Origin of the sequence: Rhodococcus sp. 15-725-2-2b, from assembly GCF_002259075.1 — a bacterium.
Classification (GTDB): domain Bacteria; phylum Actinomycetota; class Actinomycetes; order Mycobacteriales; family Mycobacteriaceae; genus Rhodococcoides.
In genome coordinates this window covers 819620-837671 of the sequence record NZ_NPFL01000006.1, presented here as the reverse complement: position 1 = coordinate 837671, position 18052 = coordinate 819620, and the positions used below count along the sequence as shown (strand labels likewise).

Below are 18052 nucleotides of genomic sequence, written 5' to 3'. Positions count from 1 at the left end.
TGGACCTGATCGACCGAGGACACCGAGCATGAGCTTTCGCGAGTTGAGCATCGCCGGTGCCTACGAGTACACCCCACGCCAGTTCGGCGACGATCGCGGAGTGTTCTTCGAATGGTTCAAAGCCGGCCACTTCGCCGAGACCACCGGGCGGTCGTTGAACCTGCTGCAGGCGAACTGCTCGGTCTCCGCCGCCGGGGTCCTGCGTGGAATCCACTTCACCACCAACCCACCCGGACAAGCGAAATACGTCACCTGCGCCCGCGGAGCATTCCTCGACGTCATCGTCGACCTCCGCGTCGGATCCCCGACCTTCGGGCAGTGGGACAGCGTGCTGATCGACGACATCGCCCGCAGAGCAGTGTTCCTGTCCGAAGGACTCGGCCACGCCATCCTCTCGCTCGAGGACAACTCGACCGTCATGTACCTGTGCAGCCTCGAGTACACCCCGGCCCTGGACCGCGACATCAACCCACTCGACCCCGCCCTGGGCATCGACTGGCCCACCACCGCACGCGACGGATCGCCCCTGACCTACGAACTCTCCGACAAGGACACAGCCGCCCCCACCCTCGCCGAAGCACTCGAACGCGGAGACCTGCCGAACTGCTCGTGAGCGGCGGGGCGAGGCGGCGACGCCGGATCGGACAAACGCGCGCGCGTTCGTCAGACGCGCGCAGAATCGCCCGTGACCGTTGACGAGAATGCGCGCGTTCAGCAAGTGCGCGCGCGTTTGCGAACCTCACGGGGGCGAACGCGCGTCCGGCAAGTGCGCGCGCGTGTGCGAACCTCTGGGGGCGAACCCGCGCTTGCGGACCCCCGGGAGCCCGAACCCGGAGGCTCAGCGGATCTTGAAGATCACGAATCGCTGAACGAGGAAGTTGATGACCGTCGCCGTGCCCTGCGCGATGACGAAGGCCACGTTGGCGTACCAGAAGCCGTCGGGAAGGGCCTGGTAGAGCCAGGTGTAGATGCCCACCTGGACGGCGAAGGTGACTCCGTACAGCGCGACGACGGCGAAGAACCGAGCCCGCGACGGGGCCGCGTTGAACGTCCAGCGGCGATTGATCAGGTAGGCCGTCGTCGTTCCGAGTACGAAGCCGATGGCCTTGGCCAGCGTCACACCGACGCCGAACACGAAATGCAGCAGCAGGTTGACGCCCTGGTCGACAATCGCCGACAACACACCCGTCGCCAGGAACCGCAGCACCTGCGTCTTGAGGTCGAGGGCCGCGTCGGCGATGTTCTCGGTCAACGGCAGCTCGACGGGTAGCGGGACGTGATGCTGCAACTCTTCGTCCTCGGGCGACCAGTCGTCGCCCGTCGAGCCTTCTTCTGCGGAGCGGTCGGGGGTGGACACGAGGACTGACACTAGCCGCTGCTGCGGTGCGGGTACCCTCTTGAGCGATGTCCACGACAGCCGACGACGCACTCTTCCCCCTGGAACCACAGGCCGGGAACACTGCGCCGCTACCCACGCAGACCCGCACACTCACCGGTTGGGGCCGCACTGCTCCCTCCACTGGAGAGGTGCTCTCGACCTCCGACCCCGAGCTCATCGCGAACGCGGTCAAGCAGGTCGCCGAGCAGAACGACTCCAAGCCGGCCTACCTCCGACGCGGCGTCATCGCCCGCGGCCTAGGCCGCTCCTACGGTGACAACGCGCAGAACTCCGGCGGCCTCGTCATCGACATGAATGCGCTGAACGGCATTCACAGCATCGACGCGTCCACGCGCATCGTCGACGTCGACGGTGGCGTCAACCTCGATCAGCTGATGCGTGCTGCGCTGCCGTTCGGTCTGTGGGTACCGGTGCTGCCGGGTACGCGACAGGTCACCATCGGAGGTGCGATCGGCACCGACATCCACGGCAAGAACCATCACAGCGCGGGCAGCTTCGGCAACCACGTCCGCTCGATGGAACTGCTCACGGCGGACGGTCAGATCCGGCACCTGACGCCGTCGGGCAAGAACGCCAAACTGTTCTGGGCAACGGTCGGCGGCAACGGTCTGACCGGCATCATCCTGCGCGCGACCATCGAGATGACGCCCACGGAAACGGCGTACTTCATCGCCGACGGCGACGTCACCAGCACCCTCGACGAAACCATCGCGCTGCACAGCGACGGCAGCGAGAACAACTACGACTACTCGAGCGCATGGTTCGACGCGGTTGCTCCGCCACCCAAGCTCGGTCGCGCGGCTGTGTCTCGTGGATCGTTGGCGCGCCTGGACCAGTTGCCGGAGAAGCTGCAGAAGGATCCGTTGCTCTTCAACGCGAAGCCCTTGGTGAAGTTCCCCGACATTTTCCCGAACGGACTCGCGAACAAGTACACCTTCTCGGCCGTCGGCGAGGTCTGGTACCGAAAGTCGGGCAACTACCGCAACAAGGTGCAGAACCTTACGGCGTTCTACCACCCACTCGACATGTTCAGTGAGTGGAACCGCGCCTACGGCTCCAAGGGATTCCTCCAGTACCAGTTCGTGGTGCCGCCGGAGGCCGTCGACGAGTTCAAGAAGATCATCGTCGATATCCAGAAGTCCGGGCACTACTCGTTCCTCAACGTGTTCAAGCTGTTCGGGCCCGGAAACAAAGCGCCACTGAGCTTTCCGATTCCGGGTTGGAACATCTGCGTCGACTTCCCGATCAAGCCGGGCTTGAACGAGTTCGTCCGCGAACTCGACAAGCGCGTGCTCGAATTCGGTGGCCGTCTGTACACCGCGAAAGATTCGCGCACCGACGCCGAGACGTTCCATTCGATGTACCCGCGGATCGACGAATGGATCAAGGTCCGTCGATCTGTAGACCCCACAGGCGTTTTCGCCTCCGATATGGCTAGAAGGCTGGAACTGCTGTGACGATAGACGCCGTAGGTAACCCCCAGACGATTCTCGTTCTGGGTGGCACCAGCGAGATCGGTCTCGCGATTACCGAGGAGTACCTGTCGAAGTCGCCGGCACGTGTCATCCTCGCTGCGCTGCCGAACGACCCGCTGCGCGAGAGCGCCGTTGCACAACTGACCGCCAAGGGCGCGAAGTCCGTCGACGTCATCGACTTCGATGCACTCGACACCGCATCGCACCCGAAGGTCATCGACGCCGCCTGGGCCAAGGGTGACGTCGATGTCGCCATCGTCGCCTTCGCCGTCGACTTCGATGCCGAGCAGCTCTGGCAGGACCAGCGCAAGGCCGTCCTCGCCGCGAACATCAACTACACCGCTTCGGTGTCGGTCGGTGTGCTGCTGGGCGAGAAGATGAAGGCCCAGGCGTACGGCCGCATCATCGTCATGTCCTCGGTGGCAGGCGAGCGGGTACGACGCTCCAACTTCGTCTACGGCTCCACCAAGGCCGGACTCGACGGCTTCTACCTCGGACTCGGAGAAGCGTTGCGAGAGTTCGGACCTCGGGTCACCGTCGTTCGTCCGGGCATGGTGCGCACCAAGTTCAGCGCGCACGTCAAGGAAGCCCCGATGACCGTCGACAAGGAGGTCATCGCCAAGCTCGCGGTGAACGCGTCACGCAAGGGCACCCCCCTCATCTGGACTCCCGCGCCGTGGCGTCTGGTGATGATGGTGCTGCGGCACGTGCCGCGGCCGATCTTCCGCAAGCTGCCCATCTGATCTCGATGACAATCGGGGTTGCACCGGCTCGCAGAACCGCTTCTGCCGTCGGGGAAATCGCTCTCGGTGCGCTTTTCGCAGTCGTGGTGGCGACGGTCGGGTTGTACGCCTTCTCACTGGTTCAGTGGCCGGCGTTCAACTCGTCCAACGTCACCCGCGCGATCACGACGCTCGGGCAGGTGGTTGCCGCAGCACTGTTCGCCGCGTCGATCTACCTGTACCGAATTCACAAGTGGCCGTGGATCGCTCGACTCGCAGCATGGGTCGGGCTGAGCGGTTTCGTCACCGTCACCCTCGGGATGCCGCTGGCTGCAACCAAGCTCTACCTGTTCGGCATCTCCGTAGACCAGGAGTTTCGCACCGAATACCTGACTCGGCTGACGGATTCGGCGTCGTTGCGGGACATGACGTACGCCGACATCCCGCCGTTCTACCCCGCCGGCTGGTTCTGGCTCGGCGGACGCGTCGGCAACATCCTGGGCATGGACGGCTGGGAAGTGTTCAAGCCCTACGCAATCGGGCTGCTCGCCGTCACCGCCGTCGTGTCGTTCGTGCTGTGGAAGGCGCTCATCCGAGCCGACTGGGCTGTCGCCGTCAGCGCCGTCACCACCGCACTCGTCGTCGCCCACGCCTCCCCCGAGGCATACAGCGCCGTGATCGTGATGCTCTTCGCTCCGGCACTGGTCCTCGCGTGGGGAGCGCTGCACCGAAGCGCATCGGGTGGGTGGGGCGCGGTGGTCGGCACCGGACTCTTCCTCGGGCTGGCCGCGACGTTCTACACGCTGTACCTCGGTTTGGCGGCGTTCACCGTCGTACTCATGGCACTGTTCGCCGCGGTCCTCGCATATCGCGAGCGGAAGTCCTGGAACGTCCTGGTTCCCATCGCGATCAAGGTCGCCGCGATCGCAGCGATCTCGGGCCTCATCGCCGCGACCGTGTGGCTGCCGTACCTGATCGAATTCCTGCGCGGTGCGCCGTCCACGTCGGGCACGGCATTGCACTACCTGCCCGAAGCCGGTGCGACACTTCCCTTCCCGATGTTCGAGTTCTCCCTGATTGGCGGACTGTGCCTCATCGGCACAGTATGGGTCGCGGTGCGGTTCTCGTCCTCACGCCGGGCACAGGCACTCGGCGTCGGCGTCGTATCGATCTACCTGTGGACTATGCTGTCCATGGCAGCCACTGCTGCGGGCACCACCCTGCTCTCGTTCCGCCTCGAAGCAGTCCTGATCGTATTGCTCGGCAGCGCAGGCGTTTTCGGCTTCCTCGAAGGCAGCCACGCGATCTACCAGGCCATCAACGAGCCACCCAAGTTCCGTATCGCGGCCGTCGTCGTAGCGGCCATCGGTGCCATGACCTACGCGCAGAACATCCCCCAGGTACTGCAGACCGAGATCACCGTCGCCTACTCCGACACCGACGGTGACGGCAACCGCGCCGACATGCGCCCACCGAGCGCGGTCTCGTACTACCGCGAGGTCGACGAAGCCTTGACTGAGCAGACCCAGCGTCCGCGCGACGAAACCGTCGTACTGACCGCGGACACCTCGTTCCTCGGCTACTACCCGTACTTCGGCTTCCAAGGACTGACCTCTCACTACGCCAACCCGCTGGCGCAGTTCGATCAGCGAGCCGATGCCATCGAGCAATGGACCGAACTCGAGACACCCGATCAGTTGATCGACGCGCTGGAGAGCAGCCAGTGGCGCGCACCGGATGCGTTCTTGTTCCGCCGCGGCGCCGACGGCTACACCCTGCGCCTGGCCGAGGACGTCTACCCGAACGACCCGAACGTGCGCCGCTACACCGTCACCTTCCCTGAGTCGTTGTTCGAGGATCCACGCTTCACCGTGACCGACATCGGCCCCTTCGCGCTGGTTGTGCGCACGGGTTGAACGCGAACGCACTACCTCGGTGATGCGGTGTGGGTTCGAAATCCCCTCGGTGAGCGTCCGGTCCATCGCGTGAATGCATGCGAGAAGCTGGCCACGTCGCTGTAACCGAGTTCGGCGGCGATCTCCCCTACCGTCACCGAACTGTCGAGCAGACGCATGGTCGCGTGCTCCTGAAGGAACGCCTGGCGCAGCGCACGGAACGTGGTTCCCTCGGTGCCGAGTTTCCGTTTGAGGGTACTGGTGGAGATGGCCATTCTCCGCGCACAGTGCGCACTGTTCCTGCAGTCGCGGTCGGTGTCGAACAGCGCGCGTACGGTGTCCGTGTACGACTTCGCGCGACGGCCGTCGACAGCTTTCTTCAGTTCCGCGATCCCGAGTCGATACGACAACGAATCGGAGAACCGGCATGCCTCGGCGAGGATGGCCGCCGGCACGAAGACGAACGGTGACGGCGCATCGAACACGATGCGCCGGATCTCGTCGTCGTCGAGCGCATCCCGCTCAGGGGCCGGGATATCGAGGTGAAGTTCGACCGCGGGCGCGGAACCGGCGAGCATGTCGATCAAACGAAGAAGGCACGAACCGCCGTACGCGACAGCAATGCTGTCGAGCCCGTCGTCTCCCGTGCGTCCGGCGAGTCCGATGGTCAACCCTCGATCGGTGTGGTGGATGTGCACGGCGAGAGCCGTCGAGATCAGAGGTAGGTACTCCAGCAACTCGACTATCTCCGACACCGATCCGGCACTGATCAGCGGAAGACTGAGAGGCCCGAACGACGTGGGCTGCACGTATTGCGCGAACGTCGCACCGAGCCGGAACCCCTGTCGGCGGTCGAGGTCCGGGTACACCTCCCGAAACCACCGCAGCGGCACCTGGCCGTCGCGGGTGGCCAGCTCCGTCATACTGACGCCGTCACGCAGCAGGATGCGTCGGAACGCCGCTTCGGCCCGCTCGCCCAGCGCGCCGCTACCGAGCAGCTGCGCGAAGGCAAGCGGAGGCACTCCGGACTCCTCGAATCCCACTGACCCAAATTAACAACAAATCGATGCGTTCGAGCCTGGTTCGGGAAGCCCATCGCGGTGAGACTTGGAACACAGTTGCTCAGCGAGGAGAACACCATGGCACACGTCACCTTTGTCACGCACGACGGCGAGAAGCACGAGGCACCGTTGACCGAGGGCACATCCCTGATGCAGATCGCCGTCGACAACGCCATCCCGGGTATCGACGGGGACTGCGGCGGCGAAGCAGCCTGCGGAACCTGTCACGTCGTCGTCGACAACGCCTGGAGCGACGTCGTCGGCACCAGCGACGAGGTCGAAGAGGACATGCTCGCCATGAACCCCGAGCGTGAACCGACATCTCGGCTGTCGTGCCAGATGACCGCGCGCGAATCCTGGGACGGCTTGACGGTCCGCGTTCCCGAATTCCAGATCTGACCTGCGGACCGGAGGAGAGAACCATGAGTATCGCCGACACCGTCGCAGCCACCGCGAGATCCATCATCCCGATGGAACTGCAGATTCGCGGTGCGCACCTCTACGACAAGACGCGCCGAATCGTGACCCGCACCGACGGCCAGGTCATGTTCACCGAGACCCCCATACCGCCGGTCGACGAGGTCGATCTCGCCGATATCGACCTGAGTAACCCGTTTCTGTACCGCCAGGGACTCTGGAAGTCGTACTTCGAGCGCGTCCGCAACGAGGCACCGGTGCACTTCCAACCGAACAGCCCGTTCGGGCCGTTCTGGTCGGTCACCCGGCATGCGGACATCGTCGCCGTCGACAAGAACCACACGGTGTTCTCGGCGGAGCCGTTCATCATCATCGGCAAGCCCCCGCGCTTCATGGATATCGCCATGTTCATCGCGATGGATCCCCCGCGTCACGACTCTCAGCGCGCCGCGGTCCAAGGGGTGGTGGCCCCGAAGAATCTCCGCGAAATGGAGGACCTGATCCGGTCGCGGGTTCGGGAGGTTCTGGACGGCCTGCCCGTGAACGAGCCGTTCGACTGGGTTCGCACGGTGTCCATGGAACTCACCGCACGGATGCTGGCCACTCTGTTGGACTTCCCCTACGAGCAGCGGCACAAGCTGGTCGAGTGGTCGGACCTCGCCACCGCGATGGAGCAGGCGAACGGTGGTCCCTCGGACAACGACGAGGTGTTCCGGGGAATGGTCGATATGGCCAAGGGTCTGAGCGCCCTGTGGCACGACAAGGCAGCGCGGAAGGCAGCAGGGGAAGAACCCGGCTTCGACCTGATCTCGTTGCTGCAGGCGAACGACGACACGAAGGACCTCATCGACCGACCGCTGGAATTCCTCGGCAACCTCACCCTGCTCATCGTGGGCGGAAACGACACCACGCGTAACTCGATGAGTGGTGGAGTTTTGGCGCTCAACGAGTTTCCCGATCAGTTCGAGAAGCTCAAGGCCAATCCGGATCTCGTGCCCGGCATGGTGTCGGAGATCATCCGCTGGCAGACCCCGCTGGCCTACATGCGCAGGATCGCGAAGGAAGACACCATCCTGAACGGCCAATTCATTCGCAAGGGCGACAAGGTGGTCATGTGGTACGCCTCCGGCAATCGTGACGAGCGGGTGTTCGATCGACCCGACGACCTGATCATCGACCGCAAGAATGCACGCAATCACATCGCGTTCGGGTTCGGCGTGCACCGGTGCATGGGCAACAGGCTCGCCGAGATGCAATTGCGCATTCTCTGGGAAGAACTGCTGGTTCGCTTCGAGAACATCGAGGTGGTCGGTGAACCCGAATACGTCCAATCGAACTTCGTGCGGGGTATCTCGAAGATGATGGTCACCCTCACCCCGAAAGTACAGACGCAGTGACGACCGATCGTGCGGTGATCGTCGGTGCCAGCCATGCCGGTGCGGGGCTGGCAGCACACCTGCGACGCGAGAAGTGGGCCGGAGACATCGTGCTCATCGGCGACGAGAAGACGCTCCCCTACCATCGTCCCCCCTTGTCGAAGGCGTATCTGGGCGGCACCTCGACCCTCGAGGCCATGGCCATCCGCGGAGCGGATTTCTACGACAAACAGAACATCGAGCTGGTCGACGGTTCGGTGAGCAGCATCGATCGTGAGGCTCGCACGGTCACGTTCGATACCGGAGTCACGCAGTCGTACAGCAAGCTCGCCCTGTGCACCGGCGCGCGAACTCGTCGATTGACAACTCCCGGAGCAGATTTGGCGGGCATCCACTACCTGCGCACCGCCGCCGACTCCGCATCGCTACGCTCGGCCGCGACGCCCGGCAAACGGGTAGTCGTCGTCGGCGGCGGTTACATCGGTTTGGAAACGGCAGCGTCCCTCCGCGCATCGGGTCTCGACGTCACCGTCGTCGAGGCCGCGGACCGTGTTCTCGAACGCGTGACCGCACCGGTGGTCTCGACGTTCTTCACTCGAATCCACCGCGAGGCGGGCGTGGACATTCGTACGCGGGCCCTCGTGGAGGAGTTCCGCGGAGACAACCAGGTGCGCGAGGTCGTACTGGCCGGCGGAGACACGCTTCCGGCAGACCTGGTTGTCATCGGAGTGGGCATCGTGCCCAACACCGAGCTCGCCGAATCAGCAGGAATCATCGTCGAGAACGGAATCGTCATCGACGATCGGGCACGCACCAACGATACCGACATTGTCGCCGCCGGTGACTGCGCCTCCTTCGACGTTGCACGCTACTCCCGACGCGTTCGCCTCGAATGCGTCTCCGCCGCAAACGAACACGCAAAGGTGGCGGCGTCGACCATCACCGGAGGGTCCGCCACCATCACCGCGCTTCCGTGGTTCTGGTCCGACCAGTACGACCTCAAGCTTCAGATCGCCGGACTGGGCACCGGATACGACGAGGTCGTCGTCGACGGCGACCCGGAGCGCGATCGCGACTTCACCTGCTACTACCTGCGAGACAGCCAACTCATCGCCGCGGACTGCATCAACCGTCCGCGCGATTTCATGAGCAGCAAGAAGAAGATCGCCGAGCAATCCACGGTCGAACCCAGCGAATTGGTCGGATAGGAACTCGACGACCGATACCAGAACGCCGACTCGTTGCCACGCATCTCGCCGGGAGTCATCGATCCCCACCGTGTGACCCACGTCGTTCGAGTTTTCGCCCACCGTGATGTTTCTGTAACCTCGACGCGATGACCACCCACGACCAGAGAGTTCTCGAGCGGCAGCCGACAACGGCACCGGCTCGACACTCCGGCGTCGGACGTGGTGACGTCGTTGCAGCGGTCGGATTTCTGGTCGCTGCCGTCTACGTCCTGCAGGGTCAGTGGCGCAATCTGGGTGGCGGCTACCTCTACAACAGCGGCCAGGACCAGACCATGTGGGAGTGGTTCTTCTCCGTCGCCGCGCATTCGGTTGCTTCGCTGAGCAACCCGTTTGCGAGTGACCTGCAGAATTACCCGCTCGGGGTGAATCTGATGGCGAACACGGCGATGTTCGGCATCTCCATCCCGCTGGCCCCGATCACGTTGCTCTTCGGACCGACGGTGACCTGGGCAATTGCCCTCACCGTCGGACTGGCAGGAACGTCGTTCGCGTGGTTCTGGCTGTTCTCCCGCCAGCTCAACTCGTCCAAGGGTGCCGCGGCCATGGGCGGTGCGCTGTGCGGCTTCGCCCCAGGCGCGATCTCGCACGCCAACGGCCACCCCAACTTCGTGGTGCTGTTCCTGCTTCCGGTCATCGCCATGCTGGTCACCCGCATCGCCCGCGGCGGCGGTACCACCAAGAACACCGTCGGCCTCGGTCTGATCGTCGCGCTGCAGGTCCTGCTCGGCGAGGAACCGCTGCTGATCTTCGCGATGTCGTTCGCAATCTTCGCCGTCGTCTACTACCTGTCACGGCCGCGATCGCTGTGGCCCGCCGTCCGCAATGCCGTGCCCCGACTCGCCGTATCGGCGGGCATCGCGTTGACTCTCGTGGCGTTTCCGCTGTGGTGGCAGTTCTTCGGCCCGCAGTCGTACTCGTTCCTCGAACACGGGCCGATGGGCAACGACGCCAAAGCGCTGTTCCAGTTCCCGACGCAATCCCTCGGCGGCGAGGCGACGCCGGGGCAGAACGTCCGCATCAACGCCACCGAGGAGAACGCGTACTTCGGTTGGCCGCTGCTGGTGCTGTGCCTGGTTGCCGCGGTGTGGATGTGGCGCGTCGCATCGGCCCGTGCCGCCGCCGCGACCGCGATCGTCATGAGCGTGCTCTCGCTCGGCGCGACGCTGGTGATCGGCAAGAACGACACCGGCATCACGCTGCCGTGGACGAAGCTCGCCGAGTACCCCCTCGTCGAATCCGTGCTCGAGACCCGCTTCGCGTTGGGCGCGGTGCCTGCCCTGGCCCTGCTGCTCGTCCTGGCCACCGATCGGACGTTCCGCAACGGACTGCGTCCGCTGCCTGCGTTCTGGATCGCCGGACTCGCCCTCGCGCTCGTGCCCCTCATCCCGACGCCGTTGGTCACCGTCGACAAGTCCCCGACCCCGGAGTTCTTCGCCGACGGTGAGTGGGAGAACTACGTCGACGACGGTTCCGTCGTCACCGTTCCCCTCCCACGGCCCGAGGACGCGCGCCCGCTGCGCTGGCAGATGGACGCCGACATGGGCTTCAAGCTGGCCGCCGGATACTTCGTCGGACCGAGCGACCAAGAAGACAAGGTCGCCAAGTACGGAGCCGTCGACCGGCCCACCGCACTGCTGCTCGGCTCGGTCTACGACTCGGGCACCGTTCCCGAGATCACCGACGATCAGCGAAGTCAGGCAGCGCAGGACATGGCGTTCTGGGAGGCCGACGTCGTCGCCCTGCCGCCGAGCAAGAACACCATCGCCCTACGCACCACCGTGACCGACCTCGTCGGTGTCCAGCCTCGATACACCGGTGGCGTATGGGTGTGGGATGTGCGGACGCTCGTCCCATAGCATCGTCGGCGTGCCCGAGACCGCTCCGAACCCGAAAACCGCCCGGCTGGTAGCGATCGTCACCGGCATCATCGGTGCGGTTCTGGCCATCGCGACTCCGTTGCTGCCGGTTCAGCAGGACGTCGCGACGCTGTCGTGGCCGCAGAGTTCGTTCGGCAGCGTCAATGCCCCGCTGGTGAGCTACTCGCCCGTCGACCTCGAAGCAACCGTTCCGTGCAGCGCGGCCAGTGCTCTCACCGACGGCGGCACCCTGGTCTCCACTGCACCCATCGCCGCTGCGAAGACCGAGCAGAAGGCACTGATCGTGCGGGTCGACGACGGCCGACTGCAGGTTCTGCTGCGCGATCGGGTTCTTGCCGAGACTCCCGTTTCCGAGCTGAGCGGCAACTGCGCCCTGACCGTGTCGTCCAACGCCACCAACACCGTCGTCGATCTGGACGGCGAGGCGATCACGGTGGACGGAGACATCCGGCCGCAGGTCGTCGGCATCTACACCGACCTCACCGCCCCGGTCGACGGCCTGACCGTGCGCGCGGACATCGACTCGCGCTACTCCTCGAGTCCCACCGCGTTCAAGTTGCTGGCCATGATCGTCGGCGCACTCGCTGTGATCGCATCCCTGTTCGCGCTGCATCGCCTCGACAGCATGGACGGTCGACGCCACCGCCGATTCCTCCCCTCACGCTGGAAGTCGATCACCGGCGTCGACGCCGTCGTGGTGGGCGTGCTGGTGCTGTGGCACTTCATCGGCGCGAACACCTCCGACGACGGCTACCTGCTCAACATGGCCCGCGTCTCCGAGAACGCCGGCTACATGGCCAACTACTTCCGCTGGTTCGGCGTCCCCGAAGCACCGTTCGGCATGCCGTACTACGACATGCTCGCCGCCCTCGCCAAGGTCAGCACCGCCAGTATCTGGATGCGCCTGCCCGCCACCATCGCGGCCCTGCTGTGCTGGCTGGTGATCAGCCGCGAGGTCATCCCCCGCCTCGGCCGCGCGGTGCTCACCAACCGGGTCGCACTGTGGACCGCCGGATTCGTGTTCCTCGCCTTCTGGCTGCCCTACGACAACGGACTGCGCCCCGAACCGATCATCGCCCTCGGTGCCCTGCTCACGTGGTGCTCGATCGAACGAGCCATCGCCACCGGACGGCTGCTGCCCGCCGCCATCGGCACCCTGATCGCCGCGTTCTCTCTCGCCGCCGGTCCCACCGGGTTGATCGCCGTCGCCGCCCTGCTCGCCGGACTGCGCCCGCTGGTGATGATCGTGGTCAAGCGAGCTCGCCAGGTGGGATTGCTCGCCGTCCTTGCGCCGCTGGTCGCGTCGGGACTGGCGGTGCTGATCGCGATCTTCGCCGACCAGACTCTGAGCACCGTCCTCGAAGCGACCCGGGTGCGCTCGGCCATCGGACCGAACGTGCCGTGGTTCGAAGAACGTGTCCGCTGGGACGCGTTGATGACCATCTCGCCCGACGGCTCGCTCGCCCGACGATTCGGCATGTTCGCGATGCTGCTCTGCATCGTCGTGTGCATCGCGGTGATGCTCCGCAAGAACGGACGCATCCCCGGGACCGCCACCGGGCCGTCGCGTCGGATCCTCGGAATCATCCTGGGCGCACTGGCTCTGATGATGTTCACGCCCACCAAGTGGACCCACCACTTCGGTGTGTACGCCGGTCTCGCCGCATCGTTGGCCGCGCTGGCTGCCGTGGCCGTCACCGCGGCAACCGTCCGATCCCCGCGCAACAGAACACTGTTCACCGCCGCCGTACTGTTCCTGACGGCGGTGGCGTTCACCAGCTCCAACGGATGGTGGTACGTCTCGAGCTACGGCATTCCGTGGTTCGACAAGCCGCCGTCCATTGCCGGAAAAGGCTTTTCGACGATCCTGCTCGGCCTGACGGTTCTGACGCTGCTCTACGCCGCCTATCAGCACGTCCGATTGCCCTATCGCCGAAAGGAACCCACCACGCGTCGACGCTTCGCGCCGTCCGCGCTGACCATCGTCGCCGGCGGGGTCGTCGCCTTCGAGGTGCTCTCGTTCGTCAAAGGCGCTGTGGCGCAGTACCCGGCGTACTCCATTGCCCGATCGAACTTCTCCGCCCTCGCCGGAAACTCGTGCGGACTCGCCGGCGACGTGCAGGTGGAGACCGACGTCAACGGCTCGGTCCTGCAACCGCTCGATCCCGCAGCCGACGCTCTGGGTGCCGGCGGCAGTACCGGCTTCACCCCCGACGGCGTCGCCCAGGACCTGACCGCAGACTCCGAGGACACCGCGCAGGGCAGCGCCAACTCCATCCGCCCCGAGGACTCCGAACAGAGCGCCGCAGCGACCTCGTCCAACTCCGCCGGCACCTCCGGCGGAACCAACGAGAACGTCGGAATCAACGGCAGCACAGTCGCTTTGCCGTTCGGTTTGAATCCTGCAACCACTCCGGTGCTGGGCAGCTTCGGAGCCACCGAGCCCGCGTCCCTGACCTCGGGCTGGTACCAGCTTCCTAGAGACGGCGACCTCATTGCCATCGCCGCCGCAGGCCGCATCCGATCGGTGGACAAGGACGGCGTCGTCACCCCGGGCCAACGCGTCGAGCTGGAATACGGACGCCGCGACGGCGGCGACGTTCAGGCATTGGGCCGCGTCACCCCGCTCGATATCGGTCCGTCGCCGTCGTGGCGCAACCTGCGGGTCCCGATGAACGACCTGCCCGCCGACGCGGACGTCGTGCGCATCGTCGCCGAGGACAACGACCTGGCCGGCGATCAATGGCTCGCCGTCACCCCGCCGCGTGTCCCGAAGACCCAGACGCTGAACTCGCTGGTCGGATCGACCGATCCGGTGTTGCTGGACTGGGCCGTCGGACTCGCGTTTCCGTGCCAGCGTCCGTTCGATCATCGCGACGGCGTCGCCGAGGTACCGAAGTACCGCATCCTGCCCGACCGCACCGGTGCCGAATCCACCAACGCCTGGCAGGACTCGATCGGCGGCGGCCCGCTCGGCTGGACCGAACTGCTCCTCGGAGCGCAGACACTGCCGTCGTACCTCGCCGACGACTCCTCCCGAGATTGGGGCTCGATCGAGAGATACATGCCACTCGATCCCGAGGCGGCGACGGCCGAGATCGCCGTCGAGCAGCAGTCACGGTCCGGATTGGCCAGCGACGGGCCGATGAAAACCGACTGATCCCCTGGTTCTGTAACGATTCCGGGGACGGTGCCTGTGTGACCTCTTCGTCACGCTCGCATAACATCGACTCTCGTGCCCGACGTCGTGACAGATTCATCAGCTGGTCCACCCGTTCCCGCTCCACTGCGAGCCTCGGACGAACTTCGTGCTCAGGTACGAGTTCCCCGGCTGATCGCCATGGTGGCCGGCGTTCTCGGTGTGCTGTTCGCGCTGATCACTCCGTTCGCACCCGTCACTCAGACCACCGCCACCATCGCGTGGCCTCAGAACGGGCTCCTGCAGGACGTGGACGCCCCGCTGGTGTCCCAGGCACCCCTGAGTCTCACCGCGACCCTCCCGTGCTCTGCCGTCGCAGCACTCCCCGCGTCGGGCGGGCTACTGCTGGCGACGGCACCCCCGCAGGGTGAAGGCGCGGCACTGAACAGTCTGTTCGTTCGCGTCGGCGAATCGAACGTCGACGTTCTCGACCGCAACGTGGTCGTCGCGACGGCACCTCGCGCCGACGTCGAGAGCACCCGCTGCGCAACCATCGAGATCACCTCGAACGACCAGTACACCTCCGCGGCATTCACCGGACTGACCGACGACGACGGCCAAGCGATCCAAGGCCGTCTCGACGGCGACCTACGTCCCCAGGTCGTCGGCATCTTCAGCGATCTCAGCGGTGCGGCCCCGGCCGACATGTCCGTCACCGTCGACGTCGACTCGCGGTTCTCGTCGTCGCCGACGCTCCTGAAGTCCCTGATCATGATCCTCGCGATCGCCTGCACCCTGTTGGCGATCGGCGCGCTCGGTCGACTCGACGGCACCGACGGTCGCGCGCACCGCCGCTTCTTCCCGTCGCACTGGTGGAAGTTCACCGGCGTCGACGTCACCGTCCTCGGTGCTCTGGTCGGTTGGCACTTCGTCGGCGCGAACACCTCCGACGACGGCTACCTGCTCACGATGGCCCGCGCCGCCGATCACTCCGGCTACATGGCCAACTACTTCCGCTGGTTCGGCGTCCCCGAGGCCCCGTTCGGCTGGTACTACGACGTACTCGCCGTCTTCGCCAAGATCTCGACCGCCAGCCCGTGGATGCGCCTGCCCGCCCTCATCGCAGGCGTCCTGTGCTGGATGGTGATCAGCCGCGAGGTGGTGCCACGCCTCGGCCGTGCCGTCCGCAAGTCCAACGTCGCCCTGTGGACCGGCGGACTGGTGTTCCTCGCGTTCTGGCTGCCGTACAACAACGGTCTGCGCCCCGAACCGATCGTCGCCCTCGGAGCACTGCTCACCTGGTGCTCGGTGGAACGATCCATCGCCACCGGCCGATTGCTCCCCGCAGCCGCAGCATGTCTCATCGGTGCCTTCACCCTCGCCGCCGCGCCGACCGGATTGATGTGTGTGGCAGCGCTTCTCGCCGGGGCGCGGCCCATCGCGCGCATCGTCGTCCGACGCCACCGGCAGGTGGGCACCCTCGCGATGCTGGCACCACTGGCCGCAGCAGGTGTACTGGTCCTCGTCGTCGTCTTCGCCGACCAGACGTACGCCACGGTCATCGAGTCGACCCGAGTCCGCACCATCATCGGCCCCAACGAGGCGTGGTATCAGGACTTCCTGCGCTACTACTACCTCTTCGTACAGACCGTCGACGGCTCGGTCGCACGCCGCTTCGCATTCCTGACGATGATCCTGTGCCTGTTCACGACACTGTTCGTGCTGCTGCGTCGCCGACGCATCCCCGGCATCGCGAACGGTCCGGCCTGGCGCCTGCTCGGCGTCGTGCTCGGCACCATCTTCTTCATGATGTTCAACCCCACCAAGTGGACTCACCACTTCGGTTCCTACGCCGGAATCGCCGGTGGCCTGGCCGCGCTGACGGCCGTCGCCGTTTCGGCCAGCGCCCTGCGCTCGCGGCGGAACCGATCGCTGTTCACCGCCGGACTGATGTTCGTTCTCGCACTGTCGTTCTCGGGCATCAACGGCTACTGGTACGTCTCGAGCTACGGCGTTCCTTGGTTCGACAAGACGGTCTCGCTCGGTGGCAACGAATCCGGCACCCTGTTCCTCATCCTCTTCGGACTCGTCCTCGCCGTCGCCGCATTCCAGTACCTACGCGAGGGATACGCTCCCCCACAACCGAAACCGACATCCGCGCGCGGCAAACGCATCCGCAAGTTCGCTGCCGCACCGCTGACCGTCATCGCCGGAATCATGGTGCTCTTCGAGATACTCTCGCTCGTCAAGGGAGCCGTCTCGCAGTACCCCGCCTACTCGCTGGCACGATCGAATGTGCAATCGGTACTGGGTAATTCGTGCGGACTCGCCAACGACGTCCTCGTCGAATCGAACCCCAACGCAGGCGTGCTGAGCCCGCTACCCGAGGACTTCGACCCCGTCGCAGGACCACTCGGCGGATCGAGCAGCACACTGCGCAACTTCACCGCCAACGGCGTTCCCAGCGACCTCAGCGCGGACGCCGTGGAAGTCAAACCGGGACAAGGCAATACCGACCAACAGGCCGTCGGACCCGCCTTCGAGGAAGGCCAGAGTTCGGGTACCGCAGGAGGCACCGGCGAAGTGGGCGTCAACGGCTCCTCCGCCGCCCTGCCCTTCGGACTCGACCCGGCCACCACGCCCGTCCTCGGCTCCTACCAAGAAGGCATCCAGGAGCCCGCGTCGGCCACCTCGAGCTGGTACCAACTACCCGCCCGCAGCGACGACGCACCCCTGGTCGTCTTCTCCGCAGCCGGACGCATCTGGTCCTACGACGACACCGGGGCCCTCACCTACGGACAGTCGCTACTGCTCGAATACGGCAAGCGCCAGCCCGACGGTAGCGTCCAGGCCCAGGGAACCTACCTGCCGCGCGACATCGGACCCGCACCCTCGTGGCGCAACCTCCGAATCCCGTTGGCGGACATCGCACCCGACGCCGACGCCGTCCGCATCGTCGCCAACGACCCCAACCTCACCGGCGACCAGTGGCTCGCGTTCACTCCGCCGCGAGTGCCCGTGATGGAAAATCTGAACACCCTCATCGGCAGCGAACAACCCGTGCTGCTCGACTGGGCCGTCGGACTCCAATTCCCGTGCCAACGTCCCTTCGACCACCGGTACGGCGTCGCCGAGGTACCCGGATATCGCATCCTCCCCGACCGCCCACTCGCCGTCAGCTCCACCGACACCTGGCAGTCCGGCGAGAACGGCGGCCCCCTGGGCTGGTCCGAACTACTCGCCAAGCCCGTCACCGTCCCCACCTACCTCGAGAACGACTGGGCCAGAGACTGGGGTTCGTTGGAGCGCTACGAGCAGTACTACCCGAGCGCCGTGCCCGCTGAACTCGAAACAGCAGACGTCACCCGATCGGGCTTCTACAAAGACGGACAACTGCGAGTATTCGAGGACTGACTCCGCCCGCCCCCGCTCCGCGTCAAT

12 protein-coding genes are annotated in these 18052 nt (G+C 65.4%); 10 read left to right on the top strand and 2 right to left on the bottom strand.

Annotated features, from left to right (window positions below):
• Nucleotides 1-28: 28 nt before the first annotated feature.
• Nucleotides 29-613 (top strand): dTDP-4-dehydrorhamnose 3,5-epimerase family protein, encoded by a 585-nt coding sequence (locus tag CH306_RS09795; RefSeq protein ID WP_094646388.1) that lies wholly within the window; start codon nucleotides 29-31, stop codon nucleotides 611-613.
• Nucleotides 614-838: 225 nt separating this feature from the next.
• On the opposite strand, the gene CH306_RS09790 is transcribed toward CH306_RS09795, so the two are convergent.
• Nucleotides 839-1357: a GtrA family protein gene (locus tag CH306_RS09790; protein WP_082074050.1), complete on the bottom strand. Its 519-nt coding sequence runs from the start codon at nucleotides 1355-1357 to the stop codon at nucleotides 839-841.
• Nucleotides 1358-1404: 47 nt separating this feature from the next.
• On the opposite strand from CH306_RS09790, the gene CH306_RS09785 reads away from it, so the two are divergent.
• The 3 genes from CH306_RS09785 to CH306_RS09775 are packed head-to-tail and all read left to right on the top strand — an operon-like array spanning nucleotide 1405 to nucleotide 5512.
• A complete protein-coding gene (locus tag CH306_RS09785) occupies nucleotides 1405-2856 on the top strand; it encodes an FAD-binding oxidoreductase (protein WP_094646387.1) in 1452 nt (483 codons plus the stop codon).
• Complete coding sequence (locus CH306_RS09780) at nucleotides 2853-3617, top strand: decaprenylphospho-beta-D-erythro-pentofuranosid-2-ulose 2-reductase (protein WP_032381093.1); 765 nt, start codon at nucleotides 2853-2855, stop codon at nucleotides 3615-3617. The genes CH306_RS09785 and CH306_RS09780 overlap by 4 nt, the downstream gene beginning before the upstream one ends.
• Nucleotides 3618-3622: 5 nt before the next feature.
• Nucleotides 3623-5512 (top strand): galactan 5-O-arabinofuranosyltransferase, encoded by a 1890-nt coding sequence (locus CH306_RS09775; RefSeq protein WP_094646386.1) that lies wholly within the window; start codon nucleotides 3623-3625, stop codon nucleotides 5510-5512.
• A gap of 11 nt (nucleotides 5513-5523) precedes the next feature.
• Here the strand turns inward: CH306_RS09775 and CH306_RS09770 are convergent, their stop codons facing one another.
• Nucleotides 5524-6534 (bottom strand): helix-turn-helix domain-containing protein, encoded by a 1011-nt coding sequence (locus tag CH306_RS09770; protein ID WP_179272794.1) that lies wholly within the window; start codon nucleotides 6532-6534, stop codon nucleotides 5524-5526.
• Nucleotides 6535-6630: 96 nt separating this feature from the next.
• Here CH306_RS09770 and CH306_RS09765 point away from each other — a divergent pair, with 96 nt between their 5' ends.
• From CH306_RS09765 to CH306_RS09740, 6 genes are all read left to right on the top strand, one after another.
• The gene (locus CH306_RS09765; protein ID WP_094646471.1) at nucleotides 6631-6951 is read left to right on the top strand and encodes a 2Fe-2S iron-sulfur cluster-binding protein; all 321 of its coding nucleotides are present in this window, start codon (nucleotides 6631-6633) and stop codon (nucleotides 6949-6951) included.
• Between the two features lie 23 nt (nucleotides 6952-6974).
• Nucleotides 6975-8366 (top strand): cytochrome P450, encoded by a 1392-nt coding sequence (locus CH306_RS09760; RefSeq protein ID WP_094646385.1) that lies wholly within the window; start codon nucleotides 6975-6977, stop codon nucleotides 8364-8366.
• The gene (locus CH306_RS09755) at nucleotides 8363-9553 is read left to right on the top strand and encodes an NAD(P)/FAD-dependent oxidoreductase (RefSeq protein ID WP_094646384.1); all 1191 of its coding nucleotides are present in this window, start codon (nucleotides 8363-8365) and stop codon (nucleotides 9551-9553) included. Before CH306_RS09760 ends, CH306_RS09755 begins: the two co-directional genes overlap by 4 nt.
• Nucleotides 9554-9681: 128 nt before the next feature.
• Nucleotides 9682-11451, top strand: a complete 1770-nt coding sequence (locus CH306_RS09750; RefSeq protein WP_094646383.1) for a glycosyl transferase — start codon at nucleotides 9682-9684, stop codon at nucleotides 11449-11451.
• Complete coding sequence (locus tag CH306_RS09745; protein ID WP_094646382.1) at nucleotides 11429-14632, top strand: arabinosyltransferase domain-containing protein; 3204 nt, start codon at nucleotides 11429-11431, stop codon at nucleotides 14630-14632. Before CH306_RS09750 ends, CH306_RS09745 begins: the two co-directional genes overlap by 23 nt.
• A gap of 75 nt (nucleotides 14633-14707) precedes the next feature.
• On the top strand, nucleotides 14708-18025 hold the full coding sequence (locus tag CH306_RS09740) for an arabinosyltransferase domain-containing protein (RefSeq protein WP_094646381.1): 3318 nt from the start codon (nucleotides 14708-14710) through the stop codon (nucleotides 18023-18025).
• Nucleotides 18026-18052: the final 27 nt, after the last annotated feature.

Coding starts and splice junctions, on each gene's coding strand:
- CH306_RS09775 (WP_094646386.1), top strand. CDS start 3,623: ATGACAATCGGGGTTGCACCGGCTCGCAGAACCGCTTCTGCCGTCGGG.
- CH306_RS09765 (WP_094646471.1), top strand. CDS start 6,631: ATGGCACACGTCACCTTTGTCACGCACGACGGCGAGAAGCACGAGGCA.
- CH306_RS09745 (WP_094646382.1), top strand. CDS start 11,429: ATGTGCGGACGCTCGTCCCATAGCATCGTCGGCGTGCCCGAGACCGCT.
- CH306_RS09760 (WP_094646385.1), top strand. CDS start 6,975: ATGAGTATCGCCGACACCGTCGCAGCCACCGCGAGATCCATCATCCCG.
- CH306_RS09795 (WP_094646388.1), top strand. CDS start 29: ATGAGCTTTCGCGAGTTGAGCATCGCCGGTGCCTACGAGTACACCCCA.
- CH306_RS09750 (WP_094646383.1), top strand. CDS start 9,682: ATGACCACCCACGACCAGAGAGTTCTCGAGCGGCAGCCGACAACGGCA.
- CH306_RS09785 (WP_094646387.1), top strand. CDS start 1,405: ATGTCCACGACAGCCGACGACGCACTCTTCCCCCTGGAACCACAGGCC.